The organism is Gabonibacter massiliensis, from assembly GCA_001487125.1.
Classification (GTDB): domain Bacteria; phylum Bacteroidota; class Bacteroidia; order Bacteroidales; family Marinifilaceae; genus Gabonibacter; species Gabonibacter massiliensis.
Map to the genome: position 1 here is coordinate 1,624,186 of LN913013.1, position 17,063 is coordinate 1,641,248.

General features: G+C 42.5%; 12 protein-coding genes. 8 read left to right on the top strand and 4 right to left on the bottom strand.

Features of this window, described 5'->3' with window-relative positions:
• Positions 1 to 62 precede the first annotated feature (62 nt).
• On the top strand, positions 63 to 2,681 hold the full coding sequence (locus tag BN3283_RS11135; protein ID WP_059027248.1) for a valine--tRNA ligase: 2,619 nt from the start codon (positions 63 to 65) through the stop codon (positions 2,679 to 2,681).
• 23 nt (positions 2,682 to 2,704) lie between these two features.
• Here the strand turns inward: BN3283_RS11135 and BN3283_RS11140 are convergent, their stop codons facing one another.
• A complete protein-coding gene (locus BN3283_RS11140; protein ID WP_350308233.1) occupies positions 2,705 to 5,056 on the bottom strand; it encodes a S9 family peptidase in 2,352 nt (783 codons plus the stop codon).
• Positions 5,057 to 5,299: 243 nt separating this feature from the next.
• Here BN3283_RS11140 and BN3283_RS11145 point away from each other — a divergent pair, with 243 nt between their 5' ends.
• The 3 genes from BN3283_RS11145 (at position 5,300) to BN3283_RS11155 (ending at position 8,333) form a co-directional block, all read left to right on the top strand.
• Positions 5,300 to 5,869, top strand: a complete 570-nt coding sequence (locus tag BN3283_RS11145) for a hypothetical protein (protein WP_059026685.1) — start codon at positions 5,300 to 5,302, stop codon at positions 5,867 to 5,869.
• Between the two features lie 134 nt (positions 5,870 to 6,003).
• On the top strand, positions 6,004 to 7,611 hold the full coding sequence (gene pckA / locus BN3283_RS11150; RefSeq protein WP_041502763.1) for a phosphoenolpyruvate carboxykinase (ATP): 1,608 nt from the start codon (positions 6,004 to 6,006) through the stop codon (positions 7,609 to 7,611).
• Between the two features lie 278 nt (positions 7,612 to 7,889).
• Positions 7,890 to 8,333, top strand: a complete 444-nt coding sequence (locus tag BN3283_RS11155) for a fibronectin type III domain-containing protein (protein WP_082667101.1) — start codon at positions 7,890 to 7,892, stop codon at positions 8,331 to 8,333.
• A gap of 38 nt (positions 8,334 to 8,371) precedes the next feature.
• Here the strand turns inward: BN3283_RS11155 and lpxA are convergent, their stop codons facing one another.
• From lpxA to lpxD, 3 genes are all read right to left on the bottom strand, one after another.
• Entirely contained in the window at positions 8,372 to 9,151 is a 780-nt protein-coding gene (gene lpxA, locus BN3283_RS11160) for an acyl-ACP--UDP-N-acetylglucosamine O-acyltransferase (RefSeq protein WP_041502761.1), read from the bottom strand.
• A gap of 69 nt (positions 9,152 to 9,220) precedes the next feature.
• Complete coding sequence (locus BN3283_RS11165; protein WP_059026687.1) at positions 9,221 to 10,621, bottom strand: bifunctional UDP-3-O-[3-hydroxymyristoyl] N-acetylglucosamine deacetylase/3-hydroxyacyl-ACP dehydratase; 1,401 nt, start codon at positions 10,619 to 10,621, stop codon at positions 9,221 to 9,223.
• Between the two features lie 2 nt (positions 10,622 to 10,623).
• Positions 10,624 to 11,655, bottom strand: a complete 1,032-nt coding sequence (gene lpxD / locus BN3283_RS11170; protein ID WP_041502759.1) for a UDP-3-O-(3-hydroxymyristoyl)glucosamine N-acyltransferase — start codon at positions 11,653 to 11,655, stop codon at positions 10,624 to 10,626.
• Between the two features lie 326 nt (positions 11,656 to 11,981).
• On the opposite strand from lpxD, the gene rimP reads away from it, so the two are divergent.
• From rimP to BN3283_RS11190, 4 genes are all read left to right on the top strand, one after another.
• Positions 11,982 to 12,446 (top strand): ribosome assembly cofactor RimP, encoded by a 465-nt coding sequence (rimP, locus tag BN3283_RS11175; protein ID WP_059027250.1) that lies wholly within the window; start codon positions 11,982 to 11,984, stop codon positions 12,444 to 12,446.
• 13 nt (positions 12,447 to 12,459) lie between these two features.
• Positions 12,460 to 13,698, top strand: coding sequence for a transcription termination factor NusA (gene nusA, locus BN3283_RS11180; RefSeq protein WP_041502758.1), 1,239 nt, complete (start codon positions 12,460 to 12,462; stop codon positions 13,696 to 13,698).
• 42 nt (positions 13,699 to 13,740) lie between these two features.
• On the top strand, positions 13,741 to 16,518 hold the full coding sequence (gene infB / locus BN3283_RS11185; RefSeq protein ID WP_059026688.1) for a translation initiation factor IF-2: 2,778 nt from the start codon (positions 13,741 to 13,743) through the stop codon (positions 16,516 to 16,518).
• A 73-nt stretch (positions 16,519 to 16,591) separates the two neighbouring features.
• A complete protein-coding gene (locus tag BN3283_RS11190; protein ID WP_041502756.1) occupies positions 16,592 to 17,050 on the top strand; it encodes a protein-disulfide reductase DsbD domain-containing protein in 459 nt (152 codons plus the stop codon).
• Positions 17,051 to 17,063: the final 13 nt, after the last annotated feature.

The window sequence follows — 17,063 nt, forward strand, 5'->3', positions numbered from 1 at the left end:
TTCGGACAACCTCTTTTTTCAATTAAAAATTAGAAATCGTAAATTTAAAACTGTAAATGAAAATGGTTCCCACAAACTATGACCCGAAAACGAGCGAAGAGAAATGGTATCGATACTGGATGGAACACAAGCTCTTTCATTCTTCGGTCGACAAAACAAGAACTCCTTACTGCATAGTAATTCCTCCTCCCAACGTGACCGGAGTGTTGCACATGGGACATATGTTGAACAATACTATTCAGGATGTTCTCGTCAGAAGGGCCCGTTTATCCGGTAAAAATGCCTGTTGGGTGCCGGGAACCGATCATGCCTCCATTGCCACGGAAGCTAAAGTAGTAAACAGATTAGCCCAGAAAGGGATCAAAAAAACAGATTTAACGCGAGACGAATTTCTGAAACACGCCTGGGATTGGACGGAAGAGCACGGGGGTATTATTTTAAAACAACTTCGCAAATTAGGGGCTTCCTGCGACTGGGAAAGGACAGCCTTTACCATGGACGACAAACGTTCGGAAAGCGTTATCAAGGTTTTCGTCGACCTGTATAACAAAGGATTGATATATCGCGGAGTGAGAATGGTAAATTGGGATCCCAAAGCCTTGACCGCCCTCTCCGACGAAGAGGTTATCTACAAAGAGGAGCATAGCAAACTATACTATCTTCGTTACAAAATCGAAGGAGAAGAGGGGTACGCCATCGTGGCGACCACCCGTCCGGAAACCATCATGGGAGACACGGCCATGTGCATCAACCCCAACGATCCGAAAAATCAACATTTAAAAGGTAAAAAAGTGATCGTGCCTTTAGTAAACCGCGTCATTCCAGTTATCGAGGATGAGTACGTGGATAGTGAATTCGGAACCGGTTGTTTGAAAGTGACTCCCGCCCATGACGTGAACGATTATATGTTAGGCGAAAAATACAACCTGCCTTCCATCGATATTTTCAACGACAACGGAACTCTTAGCGAGGCCGCGGGACTGTATATCGGCATGGACCGCTTCGAGGTCCGTACGCAGATCGAACAAGATCTGAGAGCCGCGGGGCTGCTGGAGAAGGTCGAATCCTACGAAAACAAAGTAGGTTATTCAGAACGCACGAATGTACCGATAGAGCCCAAACTCTCCATGCAGTGGTTTCTGAAAATGGCCGATTTAGCCAAACCGGCATTAGATGCCGTTATGAAGGACGATATCAAATTCTATCCTGCCAAATTCAAAAACACATACCGTCATTGGATGGAAAACGTCAAAGACTGGTGTATCAGCCGACAGTTGTGGTGGGGACATCGGATCCCGGCCTGGTTCCTCCCGGAAGGAGGATTCGTGGTGGCGGAAACAGCTGAAAAAGCGTTAGAATTAGCGAAGGTAAAAAGCAACAACAAAAGCCTCACGCTTGCCGATCTCCGGGAAGACGAGGACTGCCTCGATACCTGGTTCTCCTCCTGGTTATGGCCTATCTCCCTATTCGATGGCATCAATCATCCGGACAACGATGAAATCAACTACTATTATCCGACGAGTGACCTCGTCACGGCTCCGGATATTATTTTCTTTTGGGTTGCCCGCATGATTATGGCCGGATACGAATACCGAAAGGCCATGCCCTTCCGAAGTGTCTATTTCACGGGAATCGTCCGGGATAAGATCGGAAGAAAAATGTCCAAATCTTTAGGGAACTCTCCCGATCCTTTAGACCTGATTGAACAATACGGAGCCGATGGCGTCCGCGTAGGCATGTTGTTATGCTCTCCGGCCGGAGGAGATTTGTTATTCGACGAAAGCCTACCGGAACAAGGACGAAACTTTACAACAAAAATGTGGAATGCTTTCCGTCTCGTTAACAACTGGAAGGTTGCCGACATTGAACAACCTCTTCACTCGAAGTTAGCGATCGAATGGTTCGAACAATACTTACGAAAAAGCGTAGAGACCCTGAACGCCCAATTCGACCAGTATCGGATATCAGAAGCCTTAATGACTGTTTATACCGGTTTTCGCGACGAATTCTCTTCCTGGTTACTCGAGATTATCAAACCTGCTTACGAGCAACCGATAGACCGGACGACTTACGAGAAAACATTGCGCCTATTTGAAGAGATGTTACAGCTCCTCCACCCTTTCATGCCGTTTATCACGGAAGAGATCTGGCAAAATTTACGGGAAAGAAAAAGCGGAGAAAGCATTATGGTTTCCGTATTGCCGACGCTGGAAGAATACGACAATCGTTTTCTAACCGAATTCGAGCACGCCAAAGAAGTAATTGCCGGCATCCGCAACATACGTAAACAAAATAACGTCGCTTTTAAAGAGGCTATCGTTCTAAAGATAAAAAGTAATGAACGCTATCCGAAAAAATTCGAATCCATTATCCGAAAGATGGGAAATATAGAACGGGTAGAGGAGGTTAGCGACAGCGTTAAAGGAGCATGGAGTTTCATTGCCGATACCGTGGAATATTTTATTCCCGCCGTCGGGCAACTGAACACGGAAGAGATAAAAGCAAAATTAGAAACGGACCTGGCTTACGCCAAAGGTTTTCTGGCTTCCGTCATGAAAAAACTCGGCAACGAGAAATTCGTGAACGGAGCCCCGGCACAAGTAATCGAAAACGAAAAAAAGAAGCAGGCGGATGCCGAAGCCAGAATTAAAGCCATCGAGCAACAGTTGGCCGAATTATAAAAATAAAGGTCGCTCGGCGACCTTTATTTTTTCCTGTTATACTCATCAATTTCCCGATAAGTTTCCGACGTGTAATCTCCTAAAAGATGCTTGGCAAAATGAAACCACATCTTCCGCTGGAAGAAATCATCCTGAATCCCGGAAAACCCGTGACGAATACCCGGGAGCACCACCAAATCGAAATTTTTTCCGGCCTTCAGCAATGCATCTGCCATCCGAAGGGTATTACCCGGATGCACGTTATTATCCACATCTCCCGTCACCAACAATAAATACCCTCTCAGCTGTTTCGCTAACTCTATATTAGTCGGAACGCGGGTTTTAAAATAAGTCTCCCGACGAACGATCGTCGTGTCCTTCCCGGTAAGAGAATCCTTTACCGTTTCCCGGATTTCACGAACTTCTTCTTTTATTCCATGGTGGGTCTCTCCCCACCATTGGTTATAGATATTATTATCGTGATTACCGGCAGAAGATACCGCTGCCGTATAGAAATCAGGATACGTACACAAGGCGGCCGTAGACATAAAACCACCTCCGGAATGCCCGAAAATACCCACCCGCGAAATATCGATAAAAGGATGACGGGATGCCAACTGTTCTATACCGTACTTGTCATCCGCCAGAGGGTAATCCCTCAAGTTTCCGTAACCGTAAGTATGATACCATTTATCCCTCAAGGGAGTTCCCCCGCGGTGCCCGAACGAGACTACGACAAAACCGACCTGAGCCAACCCCGCGTTGTAAACGGAAGTAACGCTAAAGACTAACGGGAAAGCTTCTGTCTGCGGTCCCGGATAGACGTAGGAGATAACCGGATAAGTCTTGGTCGAATCAAAATCAAAAGGTTTCCACATGAAACCGTACAGATCGGTCACCCCATCGGCCGCCTTCACGGTAAAAGGTTCCGGCATTTTCCACCCCGTTTCATACAAACGGGAAAGATCAGGCTTCGGTAATTCGAACACGACTTTACCTCTGTTGTCTCTCAACACACTCCTCGGTTCCAAATCCGCCCGGGAATAATTGTCCACAAAATAGCGTCCGGAGGGAGAAAAATCGGCAGCATGGGTTGCCATCTCCGGTGTCAATATCTCAACACCTTTTTTCCCGTCTATATCGGCCTTGTTAATCCGTGCATAATAAGGAGGCTCTCCCTTTACTTGCCCATAGGCTGCAAAATACATCGTTCGATGGACCGTATCGATTTTTATCATTTTTCCGGCTGTCCATTCCCCCGAAGTAATTTCGTTTTTTAAATTTCCCTCTCCGTCATAATGATAGAAGTGTCCGTGTCCCGTACGCTCGGACCACCATATGATATCCTCCCCGTCATTCAGAAAAGAGATATGGTAAAAATCATCGTTAAAATAAGGCTTATCCGTCTCATTTATCAAAACCTTCACCTCACCGGTAATCGCATCGACCTCACAAATATCCAATTCGTCACACGTCCGCTTTTTACGTTGTACATAAAATTTATCCGTTTTCTTCGCCACATATAAAACACTCACTTTCTGATCCTTCCACTTCTCAATCGGAACCCGAATCTGTTTTTTGGCATCCACATCGAAAACAGAGAGATCGTACTGCGTCACGTGCTCGTCTCCGGCAAAAACATATTTATATTTTTGCAAGCGAGGACGTTCTCCCAGGACATTAACAACAAATAAAGAATTTACTTTCCTGTCATCCGACCGTCTCACGTAAAACCGATTGGAATTTTTAAACCACACAATCTTGGCAGCCATCTTCTGAGCGGAAGTATCCTCTTCCGCATAAGCATAGGAATGGTAAATTTCCCCGTCGGTAGTCAACTGGGTTTCAACGGAATCCTTTACCCGCATCGCGTACAGGTTATGCTTTTTAGCATACACCACGTAAGTACTGTCAGGAGAATAGCTACCGATAAGCCCCGGAGCACGGGATTTCGACTTTTCTTCTTTCTCTAAAGAATCCAATTTAACCAATCGCCGGGCAAATATATCATAAGAAAATGCAAAAGTATCCATCTGAAAAGTCATTGTTTTTTCATCTTCCTTGAATCGGATATTCTGTAAAGTTAAATTTTTACTATTCATCGGTTTGTGAGTGATCTTGCTTAACTCTCTCGCCATAAAATCACGATCGAAAAGTTCTTGCTTTTTCCGGGCCTTCGGATCGACGAAATAGTAGCGCAAGCCGTCTCCCGTTTTGTACGTAAACCAAAATTTATCACTCTCTTTAAGAAATCGGGGTTCGACTTTCGTCGAGCCGATCAAATCATTTCCCCTTCCCCGCATAAATTGCTCGGCACGTTTATAGTTGGCTTGTTGACCGGTACAAATTAAAACAAAGAAACAAGGAAATAACCATAGAAAACATCTCATCATCATTATACTATTTTTTAAATAAACCTTTTTTCTCGAAATGGGAACGAAGATAGAAACATCTATTGGAATAATTTATTTTTTATAAAGACTTAATAATTTTTTAACAAACAAAGTTGAGTGATAAAACTCATCTACTCAAACGTTTGCATATGCTACAAAACATATTTGCAAATAAAAAAATCTAAATTCTTATCGCTAACTTTGTGAAGTATAAAAATAACATGCAGACTTCATATTTACCGGATTATGGAAATACGCCCGATCAATAAAGAGCTGGAACAATTGTTTCACCAGATTCGCCACCGGATACGCCGGTTACAGAACGGAAAAGGATTAGACAGCTTGGAAAGAATCGGGGCGGATACCCAAGGACAAGTCGGAGCCAGCTATATATCCCTGAAAACGCTATCCCGGAACTATCCCCGAAATCTGGAACTCGCTCTCTTGTTATGGGGTACCCAAAGACGCGAAGAACAAATCTTGGCATGTTTCTTGTTACCTCCTTCTTTGGCAATTAAAGAAAAAATTACACAATTATTATCTTTGTGTTTCAATTTCGAAATCGCCGAATATTTTGGAACCCTCGTGTTATCCAAACGAGAAGATTTAGAAGAAATAGTAGATGAATTTTTGGAATCGGGCGTCCCCTACCTTCAAGTAGCCGCCTTAACCGCTATCGCAAGAAATCGGATCGAAAAAAAGCTAAATACCCCGTTTTCGGCTAATTATATCCAAAACATCGCTTCTAAAATCGGGACGGATAAATACGTTCGACTGATTTTCGAACGTTTGAGAAGCGGTGTAAATATAGAATGAAAATTGAATGTTAATAAAGCATAAAGGAGAAGAGGAAAAAGGAAGAAGACAATTTTATAACGAAATGTTTCCTACATTTGCAAAGTAATTACAGAAAAAAAGTATTAATAAATGGTTTATATAAATTTACTATTATGTCAAAATTAGATTTAAGCAAGTACGGAATTACCGGTGTAACAGAGATCTTACACAATCCTTCCTACGAAACTCTTTTCGAGGAAGAGACGAAACCGGGTTTAACCGGCTACGATAAGGGTGTCGTAACCGAATTAGGGGCTGTAAACGTAATGACCGGTATCTACACGGGCCGTTCTCCCAAAGATAAATTCTTTGTAAAAAATGCAGCAAGTGAAGATTCAGTATGGTGGACCTCCGATGAATATAAAAACGATAACAAACCGACATCCGAAGCTACCTGGAAAGCATTGAAAGAATTAGCTGTCAAAGAGCTGTCCGGAAAAAGATTGTTTGTGGTAGATACATTTTGCGGTGCAAATCCCAGTACCCGTTTGAAGGTTCGTTTTATCATGGAAGTAGCCTGGCAGGCACACTTCGTTAAAAATATGTTCATCCGTCCCACGGAAGAAGAGTTAGCTAACTACGGGGAACCCGATTTTGTTTGTTTCAACGCTTCCAAAGCAAAAGTCGAAAACTACAAAGAGTTAGGTTTAAACTCCGAAACAGCGACCGTATTCAATTTGGCCACGAAGGAACAAGTTATCCTGAACACTTGGTATGGCGGAGAGATGAAAAAGGGATTGTTCTCCATCATGAACTATCTGAATCCGTTAAGAGGTATTGCTTCCATGCACTGTTCCGCCAACACGGATTTGAACGGAGAAAACACAGCCATCTTTTTCGGTTTATCGGGAACGGGTAAAACGACCCTGTCTACCGATCCGAAACGTCTGTTGATCGGGGACGATGAACACGGCTGGGACGACGAGGGAGTATTCAACTATGAAGGCGGTTGCTATGCCAAAGTCATCAACCTATCCAAGGAAGCCGAACCGGATATTTACAATGCCATTACCCGCGACGCGTTGCTCGAAAACGTTACGGTAGATGCTAACGGAAAGATCGATTTTGCAGACAAGTCGGTTACTGAAAACACCCGTGTTTCTTATCCTATTTATCATATTAAGAATATCGTAAAACCGATCTCCAAAGGGGGACATGCTAAAAAAGTAATCTTCCTGACAGCCGATGCTTTCGGAGTACTACCTCCCGTTTCCAAATTAACTCCGGAACAAACCCAATACTACTTCTTGAGTGGTTTCACCGCCAAATTAGCCGGGACAGAAAGAGGAATCACCGAACCGACACCGACCTTCTCCGCTTGTTTCGGAGCTGCATTCCTCTCTTTGCACCCGACCAAATACGGCCAGGAGCTGGTGAAGAGAATGGAAGCGGTCGGAGCTACCGCTTATTTAGTGAATACCGGATGGAACGGTACAGGAAAACGTATCTCCATCAAAGATACACGCGGTATCATCGACGCGATCTTAGACGGCTCTATCGATAAGGCCGAAATGAAGGAGATTCCCTATTTTAACTTGGCTGTTCCGACGGCTCTTCCGGGTGTTGACACCCAGATTCTGGATCCGCGCAACACCTATGCCAACGTTGCCGATTGGGATACAAAAGCCAAAGACCTCGCCGGACGTTTCGTTAAGAATTTCGAAAAATTCACCGGAAACCCTCATGGAAAATCCTTAGTGACTGCCGGACCGAAATTGTAATTCGATATTACGCCATATACTTAAAAGACCTTGCCGTTAAGCGGCAAGGTCTTTTTTATCCATACGACCGTGATTCAAAAAACGATTAAAATCCGATATAAAACTTAAGTCATTACCCGCGGTATTGATATCAAACCAACCATTCGACACAAGTATCTGTATATATATAATTTATATAACTATTTTATTTTTTTATTAAAATAATAATAATTCATTTTGGATATCTACACACAATACCTTATCTTTGACACAGATTTTTATTAATTAAACTGAATATTATGATATCAATTAAAAAATGGGTAATGCTATGTGCATTGTTATGTATTAATGTATCACTATTTGCTGTAACATCGGTAACCATAACAGCCGAAGTTCGATATTATCCAGCTCCCATAGAAGGATACATTGTCGAATACCGTAGACTTGATCATAAAGAATGGATTCCTGTCAAATCTTTTATTTCAACCATCAAAATTACGGATTTAATCCCTGGTTACGATTATGCCTTCAGAGCCCGCGCAGAAACAAGATACGGTTTAGGAGATCCTTCTAAATCTGTTACCGTCGAGATTCGGGATGATGATTATGATATTTCGTATAGATTAGACTGTCCTCCCCCTCCGGGACCTGCAAAATCATACGCTCCCTCCTTTCTCGACAAGATATACACTACCGATACAGTAGAAGAGGGAACTAAAATCCCGTACAGACAAGAGGAATAAAATTGAACCAATAAAAAAAGCGCCGATCGGCGCTTTTTTTATCCTAAATATCCTTTCATAATTCCTCGCTTGCTATTACGAACGAAAAGAATGATTTCATCTCTTTCCTTGGAAGCGGGCATTTCCGCTTCAATGCGTTCTATCGCATCGGAATTGTTTAAACCGGATTGATAAAGAATCCGATAGATATCCTGTATCTCGTTGATTTTCTCGTTGGTAAATTCCCGGCGGCGCAACCCGATAGAGTTCACTCCGGCATAAGAAAGCGGTAATCTTCCGGCCTTCACGAAAGGAGGAACATCCTTACCGATCAAAGAACCGCCCTGAATCATTACGTGGCGCCCGATATGTACAAATTGATGCACGGCAGTCATACCCCCCAAAATAGCAAAATCATCCACCACGACTTCACCCGCCAACTGGCAGGCATTCGTTATAATGCAATTATTACCGATTTCACAATCGTGAGCAATATGGGCATACGCCATAATCAAACAATTATTACCGATTTTAGTGATACCCTTGGCTGCCGTTCCGCGATTCACGGTCACACACTCCCGAATCGTGGTATTATCACCAATCATTACGATCGATTTCTCTCCTTTAAATTTCAAATCTTGCGGGACCGCCGAAATAACGGCTCCTGGAAATATCTTACAATTTTTTCCAATGTGCGCACCTTCCAATATGGTTACATTCGACCCGATACGCGTTCCTTCTTCTATCACCACGTTCTTATCTATCGTCACAAAAGGCTCAATCACCACATTATCGGCGATCTGCGCTTCCGGATGAACGTATGCTAACGGTTGTTTCATTCGTTTTTTATTTGATTTAAAATCTATTTTTTACACACTATCATTAAAATTCACGATGCAAGTATACAATTACTTCTTGGTTTTTGCAACTTGCGCCATGAACTCTGCGACTTCACACACCAAATTTTTCCCAACAAAAGCATAAGCTTTCATTGTTACAATCCCGCGCCGAATCGGGGCGGTTTTTATTAATTTAAATACCAAGGTATCTCCCGGAACCACTTTCCGACGGAATTTTATTCCATCAATTTTCACAAAATAAGTAGAATAGTTTTCCGGGTCTTCTACTTGATTGAGCACCAAAATTCCCCCGCATTGAGCCATTGCCTCCACGATCAGCACACCGGGCATCACCGGCTCTTCCGGAAAATGTCCCACGAAGAAAGGTTCGTTCATGGTCACATTCTTACACCCGATCACAATATCGTCGGTCACCTCGTATATTTTATCCACTAACAAGAAAGGAGGACGATGAGGCAATAAGGATTTTACCTTATTGATATCCATCAACGGTTCCGATGTAACATCCACATCGGGGCAAACATCCCCACGTTCCGCATGAAGAATAGCCTTGTATATTTTTTGGGCCATAGCGGCATTTGCTTTATGTCCCGGTCTTTCCGCAATTACCCGTCCTTTGATAAAACGCCCGCACAAAGCCAAATCACCAATAACATCCAACAATTTATGACGAGCCGGCTCATTATCAAAATACAAGGTCAAGTTATTCAATATACCCTCTTTTATCTCTATCGAATCGTAATTGAACAACTTTGCCAGTCGATCGACCTCTTCCTGAGATATCTTGCGATCCACGATAACAATAGCATTATCCAAATCTCCTCCCTTGATCAGGTTATGTTGCAATAACATTTCAATTTCCCGCAAGAAAACAAAAGTACGGCAAGGAGCAAAATCTTTGGCAAAATCAACGTTATTTTCCGAATAAGTTGCATATTGCATTTTTAAATAGGGAGAATCATAGGCCACTACCAGATTCACGTTATAATCCTTATCGGGCAACAGGGTCAATTTGGTCAAACCGTCTTCACTCACATACTCCATCTGCTCTTTCACGACAAAATATTTCCGTTCCGCTGCCTGTTCTTCCAAACCTATTTTGGCGATTTCATCCGTATACATTTTAGAGCTTCCGTCTAAAATCGGAAATTCCTCTCCATCCAGCTCAATCAAACAGTTGTCTATTCCGCTACCATACAAAGCAGCCATTGCATGCTCCATCGTATATATATACACTCCATCTTTTTCAAGGCAACTCGCCCGATCTACAAATTTCACGTATTCAGCTAAAGCTGGAATTTCAGGAGTTCCGTCTAAATCTATCCGATGTATCTTATAACCGAAATCCTCTTTAGCAGGTTTAAAGGTAACCGTAACATGCTTGCCGGTATGTAACCCTTTACCACTTAGAGAAAACTCTCCTTTCAAGGTTTTTTGCTTTACTGTCATCTCTATTTCGACTTTAAGGTTTTTATCTCTTTCTCCAAATCTTTTATCTGCCCGTAAAGTTCTGGCAATTTACGGAAAACGACATAACATTTCTGATACTTAGGAAGATCAAAAGCGGGGGATCCGCGAAGCACGGATTTTTCGGGTATATTTGCCGTGATACCGCTTTGAGCCGCTATCTGTGTTCCGGCACCTATAGTCAAATGACCGATAAGGCCTACCTGACCTCCAAAAACACAATTTTCCCCGATTTTAGTTGTCCCGGCCACACCCGATTGGGCCGCAATAACCGTATTGGCACCCACGACCACATTATGGGCGATCTGGATTAAATTATCCAATTTAACCCCTTTACGGATAAAAGTCGATCCCATGGTAGCCCGGTCAATACAGGTATTCGCCCCTATTTCAACGTCATCCTCAATCACAACATTGCCGATCTGCGGAATCTTTTTATAGTGATCGCCCTCAGGAGCGAAACCGAATCCATCGGCTCCGATTACGGCCCCAGAATGAAGGATGCAAGAAGTCCCGACAACACAACCCTGGTAGATCTTTACTCCGGAATAGATAATCGTATTGTCTCCGATCGAAACGCCATCGCCGATATAAGCCTGAGGATATATTTTTACATTATTTCCAATTTTTGCGCCTTTCCCGATATAAGCAAAGGCTCCGATATAGGGATTTTCTCCCACAACAGCAGAATCGCTAACAAAAGAAGGTTGCTCTATCCCTACCGGTTTCGGACGCATGCTCTCGTACATTTGCAATAAAGTAGCTATCGCATCATAAGCCGATTCCACCCGGATAATCGTACAAGAAAGTTCTTGAGCAGGTTCAAATGTTTTATTCACCAAAACAATCGATGCCTCTGTCGTATAAATGTAATGCTCGTACTTCGGATTGGCTAAAAAGGCCAAAGTACCCGGCCGGCCTTCCTCAATTTTTGACACATTATTCACAGAAATCTCAGGATCCCCTTCTACAACCCCATTTAGCAGAGCTGCAATATCTTTTGCTTTAAACTCCATAACTCAAAAATTTCGGCAAACTTACAAATTTTATTTCGAACTATGTAAATTTATTACGAATATGTTTCATAATTTCCCCGGTACTTGATCTTTCTCCTATTGCCCTTTACCTGAAAAACCGACATAAACACTAAAAATTCATCTCATCACACGATCCAAATCTTATCCTTAAGGATTCGGATATAAACGCACGTTAAAAACGAATCGTATAGAAAATTGGAGGAGAACTCTTTGTTTTTAAAATAATTAATACTATCTTTGCCACGGTTAAACACTGAGGGGGCGATATGTCCCCTCTTGTGTTATTTAAAAAGGAAAGAAGAGGAATGAAAAGCAAGGAGGAAATTAAGGGCATGATTGAGCGTATCGCTCAAGAGCAAAATTTATTTTTAGTCGATCTGACGGTTTCTCCGGAGAATAAGATTGAAGTTTTTATCGATTCGCTAAAAGGAGTAAACGTGGGCACTTGCCGTACGGTATGCAAAGAGCTGGAAGCCCTTCTCGATAGGGAAAGTGAAGATTTCGACTTAACAGTTTCAAGTGCCGGCATCGGTTACCCGTTTAAAGTTCCCCAGCAGTATGAAAAGAATCTGAACAATCTGGTAGAAGTACGTTTACAAAACGGTAATAAATTGCAGGGAAAATTAAAAGCCTATTCCGAAAAAGGCATTGTTCTGGAATGCGAGGAGAAGCAGAGTGTCGAAGGGAAAAAAAAGAAAGAGACTGTTCGGGTTGAAAAAAACATAGATTTCATAGAGATAAAGGAGGTTAAAGATATTGTTATTTTCTAATAATAAGAGAAAGATGGAAAATATTAATTTAATAGATTCATTTGCGGAATTCAAAGAACTAAAAAATATTGACAGAGCGACTTTAATGAGAGTATTGGAAGATATTTTCAGAAGTATGCTTATAAAACGTTACGAAACAGACGAAAATTTTGATATCATTATCAACATCGACAAAGGAGATTTGGAAATCTGGAGAAATCGTATCGTTGTGAAAGACGAAGAATTTGAAAATCCCAATACGCAAATCTCACTTACTGAAGCCAAAAAAATCGATAACGATTATGAAGTAGGCGAAGAGGTGACCGACGAGGTCAAATTCAAGGATTTCGGACGTCGTTCCGTTCTGGCATTAAGACAAAATCTTTCTGCCCGCATATTGGAATTGGAAAAAGATCATGTCTTCACGAAATACAAGGAAAGGGTGGGACAAATCGTCACCGGTGAAGTTTATCAAGTATGGAAAAAAGAGATTCTGGTGTTGGACGATGAGGGAAACGAGCTCATCTTGCCGAAACAAGAGCAGATTCCAAGTGATTTCTTCAAAAAAGGAGACACGATTCGGGCTGTTGTCATTCGCGTGGAAATGAGAAATGCATCTCCCTACATTGTACTTTCGAGAACTTCTCCCGTATTTCTGGAGCGATTGTTTGAAAACGAAGTTCCTGAAATTTTCGACGGTTTGATTACCATCAAAAATGTAGTTCGCGTTCCGGGAGAACGAGCCAAAGTGGCTGTCGAATCTTATGATGACCGTATCGACCCGGTAGGAGCCTGTGTCGGAATGAAAGGATCCAGAATCCACGGTATCGTCCGGGAATTGAAAAACGAAAACATTGATGTCATCAATTACACGAACAACGTTCAACTATACATCACAAGAGCTCTTAATCCGGCGAAGATCAACAAAATAGAGATTGACGAAAAGAGTAAAAGAGCTAATGTCTACCTGAATCCCGAAGAGGTTTCCTTGGCCATCGGTAAAGGAGGATTGAACATTAAACTGGCGAGCCAACTTACCGGGTACGAAATAGATGTGTATCGCGAATTGGATCAAGCCGAGGAAGAAGACGTCAACTTAGACGAGTTCTCAGATGAGATCGAACCGTGGGTAATCGACGAATTGAAGCGAGTAGGCTGTGACACGGCTAAAAGTGTATTAGAATTAAGCGAATCAGAATTAGAGAGCAGAACCGATCTTGAGGTCGAAACAATCAGAGAAGTTCTTAAAATCTTAAGAGCTGAATTTGAATAAATAAGACCTGAAGTATAATGCTTGTAAAATTAAAATCTTAATATGGCAGTAAGATTAAGTAAAGTTGCTAGAGAATTTAACGTAGGCCTGTCTACCATTGTAGATTTCCTACAAGATAAGGGGATTAAGATTTCATCTGATCCAAACGCAAAATTGACCGAAGAGCAATACGCTTTGGTTGCAAAAGAATTTTCAACGGATAGCGAGGCCAAAAAAGAATCTATTAAAGTTGATTTAAAAACGAGCCGACAAAAAAAAGAGGCCGTGACTATAGATACGTTAACCAATAGTCAGGAAGAGGAAGAAGAGAATAAATTCATATCAATAAAGGACGAGGTTAAGATCGAGAATAAAATCAAAGTTATCGACCGTATCGATTTAAACCGCGTAAACAAACCTCGCCAGGAAGAGAAAGCCGAAGAGAAAAAAGAGAGTAAGACGGTAGAACAACCCCGGGTAAAGGAAGTTATTCGTCAAACGCCCAAAGTCGAGAATCGTCCGGCAACAGTAGTACCTCCGGCAAGAAAACAAGAACCGGAAAAGCCTGTAGAAAAAGAGACCAACACGGAAATAAATTTCAAATCCCCGACTCCCACGCTGAAAGAGGTGAAGGTTGTCGGTTCTATTGATCTGGACTCTATTAACCAACGGACTCGTCCTCCGAAGAAAAGCAAACAGGAGAGAGAACGTGACAAAAAAGAGCTTAAACGTAACAAGACAATCATTCCGGCTAAAGTTGATACTCCGGAGGATGATTCCTTGGAATCGGGAGACGAGCTGGAGATTCGGAAAAAAAGGAAAAGAATATTAAAGAAAGACGAGAAGATAGCTGTCGATTCTCCAAAATCATTAAAAATAGAGGAGAATAAAAAGAAACTCAAAAAGCTCAAAAAGAAAAAAGCGACAAAAGCCGAAATTACGGAAGAAGACGTTCAAAAGCAGATTAAGGATACTTTTGCCCGCTTAGGTAGTAAAGGTAAAACGAAAGCGGCCAAACACCGGAAAGACAAGAGAGAGGCTGTACATCAAAAAATGCAGGCTGAAATGGAACAGGCTGAGATCGAGAAGAACATCCTGAAATTGACGGAATTCGTTACAGTAAGCGAATTGGCCAACATGATGGATATCTCCGCGACTGAAATTATATCCGCCTGCATGTCCCTCGGTTTATTTGTCTCCATCAACCAACGCTTGGACGCGGAAACGATCAACGTTGTGGCGGAAGAGTTTGGATTTGCCGTCGAATTCGTCAGCATCGATATACAAGAAGCCATCGAGGAAGAGGAGGAGGATCAACCGGAACATTTAGAGGCTCGTCCCCCTATCGTAACGGTAATGGGACATGTCGACCACGGTAAAACATCCTTATTGGACTATATTCGTAAAGCTAACGTCATCGCGGGTGAGGCAGGAGGTATTACCCAGCACATCGGAGCTTATAGCGTGAAATTACAGGACGGAAGAACGGTAACGTTTTTGGATACGCCCGGACACGAGGCATTTACAGCCATGCGTGCCAGAGGAGCACAGGTAACGGATATCGCTATTATCATCGTAGCTGCCGACGACAATGTCATGCCCCAAACCATTGAGGCAATCAACCACGCCAGTGCAGCAAGTGTACCGATTGTATTCGCTATCAACAAGATCGACAAACCAGGTGCGCATCCAGATAAAATACGGGAAGAGTTAGCTAACATGAACTATTTGGTTGAGGAGTGGGGAGGTAAATACCAATGTCAGGAGATTTCAGCCAAACAAGGACTTCATATTGAAGAGTTATTGGAAAAAGTATTGTTAGAAGCGGAAATTCTGGAACTAAAAGCCAACCCGTATAAAAAAGCGACCGGATCCATTATAGAGTCTTCATTAGACAAGGGCCGGGGGTATGTGGCTACCGTATTGGTTCAATCGGGAACCCTACGCGTGGGAGATGTTGTATTGGCCGGACAATATTTCGGACACGTGAAAGCGATGTTCAACGAACGGGGACAAAAAATGGAAGAAGCAGGTCCTTCAACCCCGGCATTGATACTTGGTCTGAACGGAGCTCCGCAAGCGGGGGATAAATTTAACGTGATGGGGAATGAGAAAGAGGCTCGACTATTGGCAAACAAGCGGGAACAATTACAACGCGAACAAGGTCTGAGAACTCAAAAACACATAACGTTGGATGAAATCGGAAGACGAATCGCTATCGGAAACTTCCAGGAATTGAATATCATCGTAAAAGGAGATGTTGACGGTTCTATTGAAGCCCTTTCTGATTCGTTAATAAAATTATCGACTCAAGAGATTCAGGTAAACGTGATCCACAAAGCTGTAGGACAGATCTCGGAAGGAGATGTCATGTTGGCTGCCGCTTCAAATGCTATTATCGTCGGATTCCAGGTTCGCCCGTCATTGGGTGCGCGTAAACTGGCAGAGAAAGAACAAATCGATATCCGCTTGTACTCTATCATCTATACGGCGATCGAAGAGATTAAGGCCGCCATGGAGGGGATGCTTTCCCCTGAAATGAAAGAGGAGATCACGGCAACCGTCGAAGTACTGGAAACTTTCAAGATTTCCAAGGTGGGTACTATCGCCGGTTGTATCGTCAGAGACGGAAAAATATCCCGTAATTCGAAAATACGCGTTATTCGGGATGGTATTGTGATCAACACGGGAGAGCTCGGTTCATTGAAACGGTTCAAAGACGATGTAAAAGAAGTCAGTAAAGGATTTGAATGCGGATTAAACATCAATAATTTTAACGATATCCAAGTCGGAGATATGATAGAAGGATTCGAAGAAGTAGCCGTAAAGAAAACACTATAATATTCCGGAAAAACATTGTGATTTCCTAATATTTTAGTAATTTGCCAATCCTGAATCTTTAAAAATTTGAAATATGAAAAAAGTATTGATTCTTACAGTCGTTTTGGCTTTGACGGTAATAGCAAGCGCACAGGTTTTAAAACCCGTAAAATGGCAAATTTCCGTAAAGAAGGTCAGTGAAGGAATTTACGACATCGTTTGCAAAGCCACGATTGAAAACGGATGGCATTTATACGACACGAAACTTCCGGAAGGAGGTCCTCAACCGACTACCTTCCATATAGATAAAGATGAAACTTCCGGTATCGAATTGGTAGGAGAATTTAAAGCGACAACCAAAGCATTGGTGGAAAAGAGTAGCGCTTTCAACATGAATTTAGGATATTTCAAAGATTCAGTCACCATGGTTCAACGCGTCAGATTGACCAAAGAGAAGGCTAAATTAGTCGGCTACGTTGAATATATGGCTTGCTCCGACGGACAATGTGTTCCACCCTCGGAAGAAGAGTTTGAATTCGATTTGAAAAAATAATCTTCAGGGCCGC

Excerpts from the sequence above, each read along its gene's own strand:
- BN3283_RS11190 (WP_041502756.1), top strand. The coding sequence starts at position 16,592 with ATGAAAAAAGTATTGATTCTTACAGTCGTTTTGGCTTTGACGGTAATA.
- BN3283_RS11140 (WP_350308233.1), bottom strand. The coding sequence starts at position 5,056 with ATGATGATGAGATGTTTTCTATGGTTATTTCCTTGTTTCTTTGTTTTA.
- lpxD (WP_041502759.1), bottom strand. The coding sequence starts at position 11,655 with ATGGAGTTTAAAGCAAAAGATATTGCAGCTCTGCTAAATGGGGTTGTA.
- BN3283_RS11145 (WP_059026685.1), top strand. The coding sequence starts at position 5,300 with ATGGAAATACGCCCGATCAATAAAGAGCTGGAACAATTGTTTCACCAG.
- BN3283_RS11155 (WP_082667101.1), top strand. The coding sequence starts at position 7,890 with ATGATATCAATTAAAAAATGGGTAATGCTATGTGCATTGTTATGTATT.
- BN3283_RS11135 (WP_059027248.1), top strand. The coding sequence starts at position 63 with ATGGTTCCCACAAACTATGACCCGAAAACGAGCGAAGAGAAATGGTAT.
- lpxA (WP_041502761.1), bottom strand. The coding sequence starts at position 9,151 with ATGAAACAACCGTTAGCATACGTTCATCCGGAAGCGCAGATCGCCGAT.
- pckA (WP_041502763.1), top strand. The coding sequence starts at position 6,004 with ATGTCAAAATTAGATTTAAGCAAGTACGGAATTACCGGTGTAACAGAG.
- nusA (WP_041502758.1), top strand. The coding sequence starts at position 12,460 with ATGGAAAATATTAATTTAATAGATTCATTTGCGGAATTCAAAGAACTA.
- infB (WP_059026688.1), top strand. The coding sequence starts at position 13,741 with ATGGCAGTAAGATTAAGTAAAGTTGCTAGAGAATTTAACGTAGGCCTG.
- rimP (WP_059027250.1), top strand. The coding sequence starts at position 11,982 with ATGAAAAGCAAGGAGGAAATTAAGGGCATGATTGAGCGTATCGCTCAA.
- BN3283_RS11165 (WP_059026687.1), bottom strand. The coding sequence starts at position 10,621 with ATGACAGTAAAGCAAAAAACCTTGAAAGGAGAGTTTTCTCTAAGTGGT.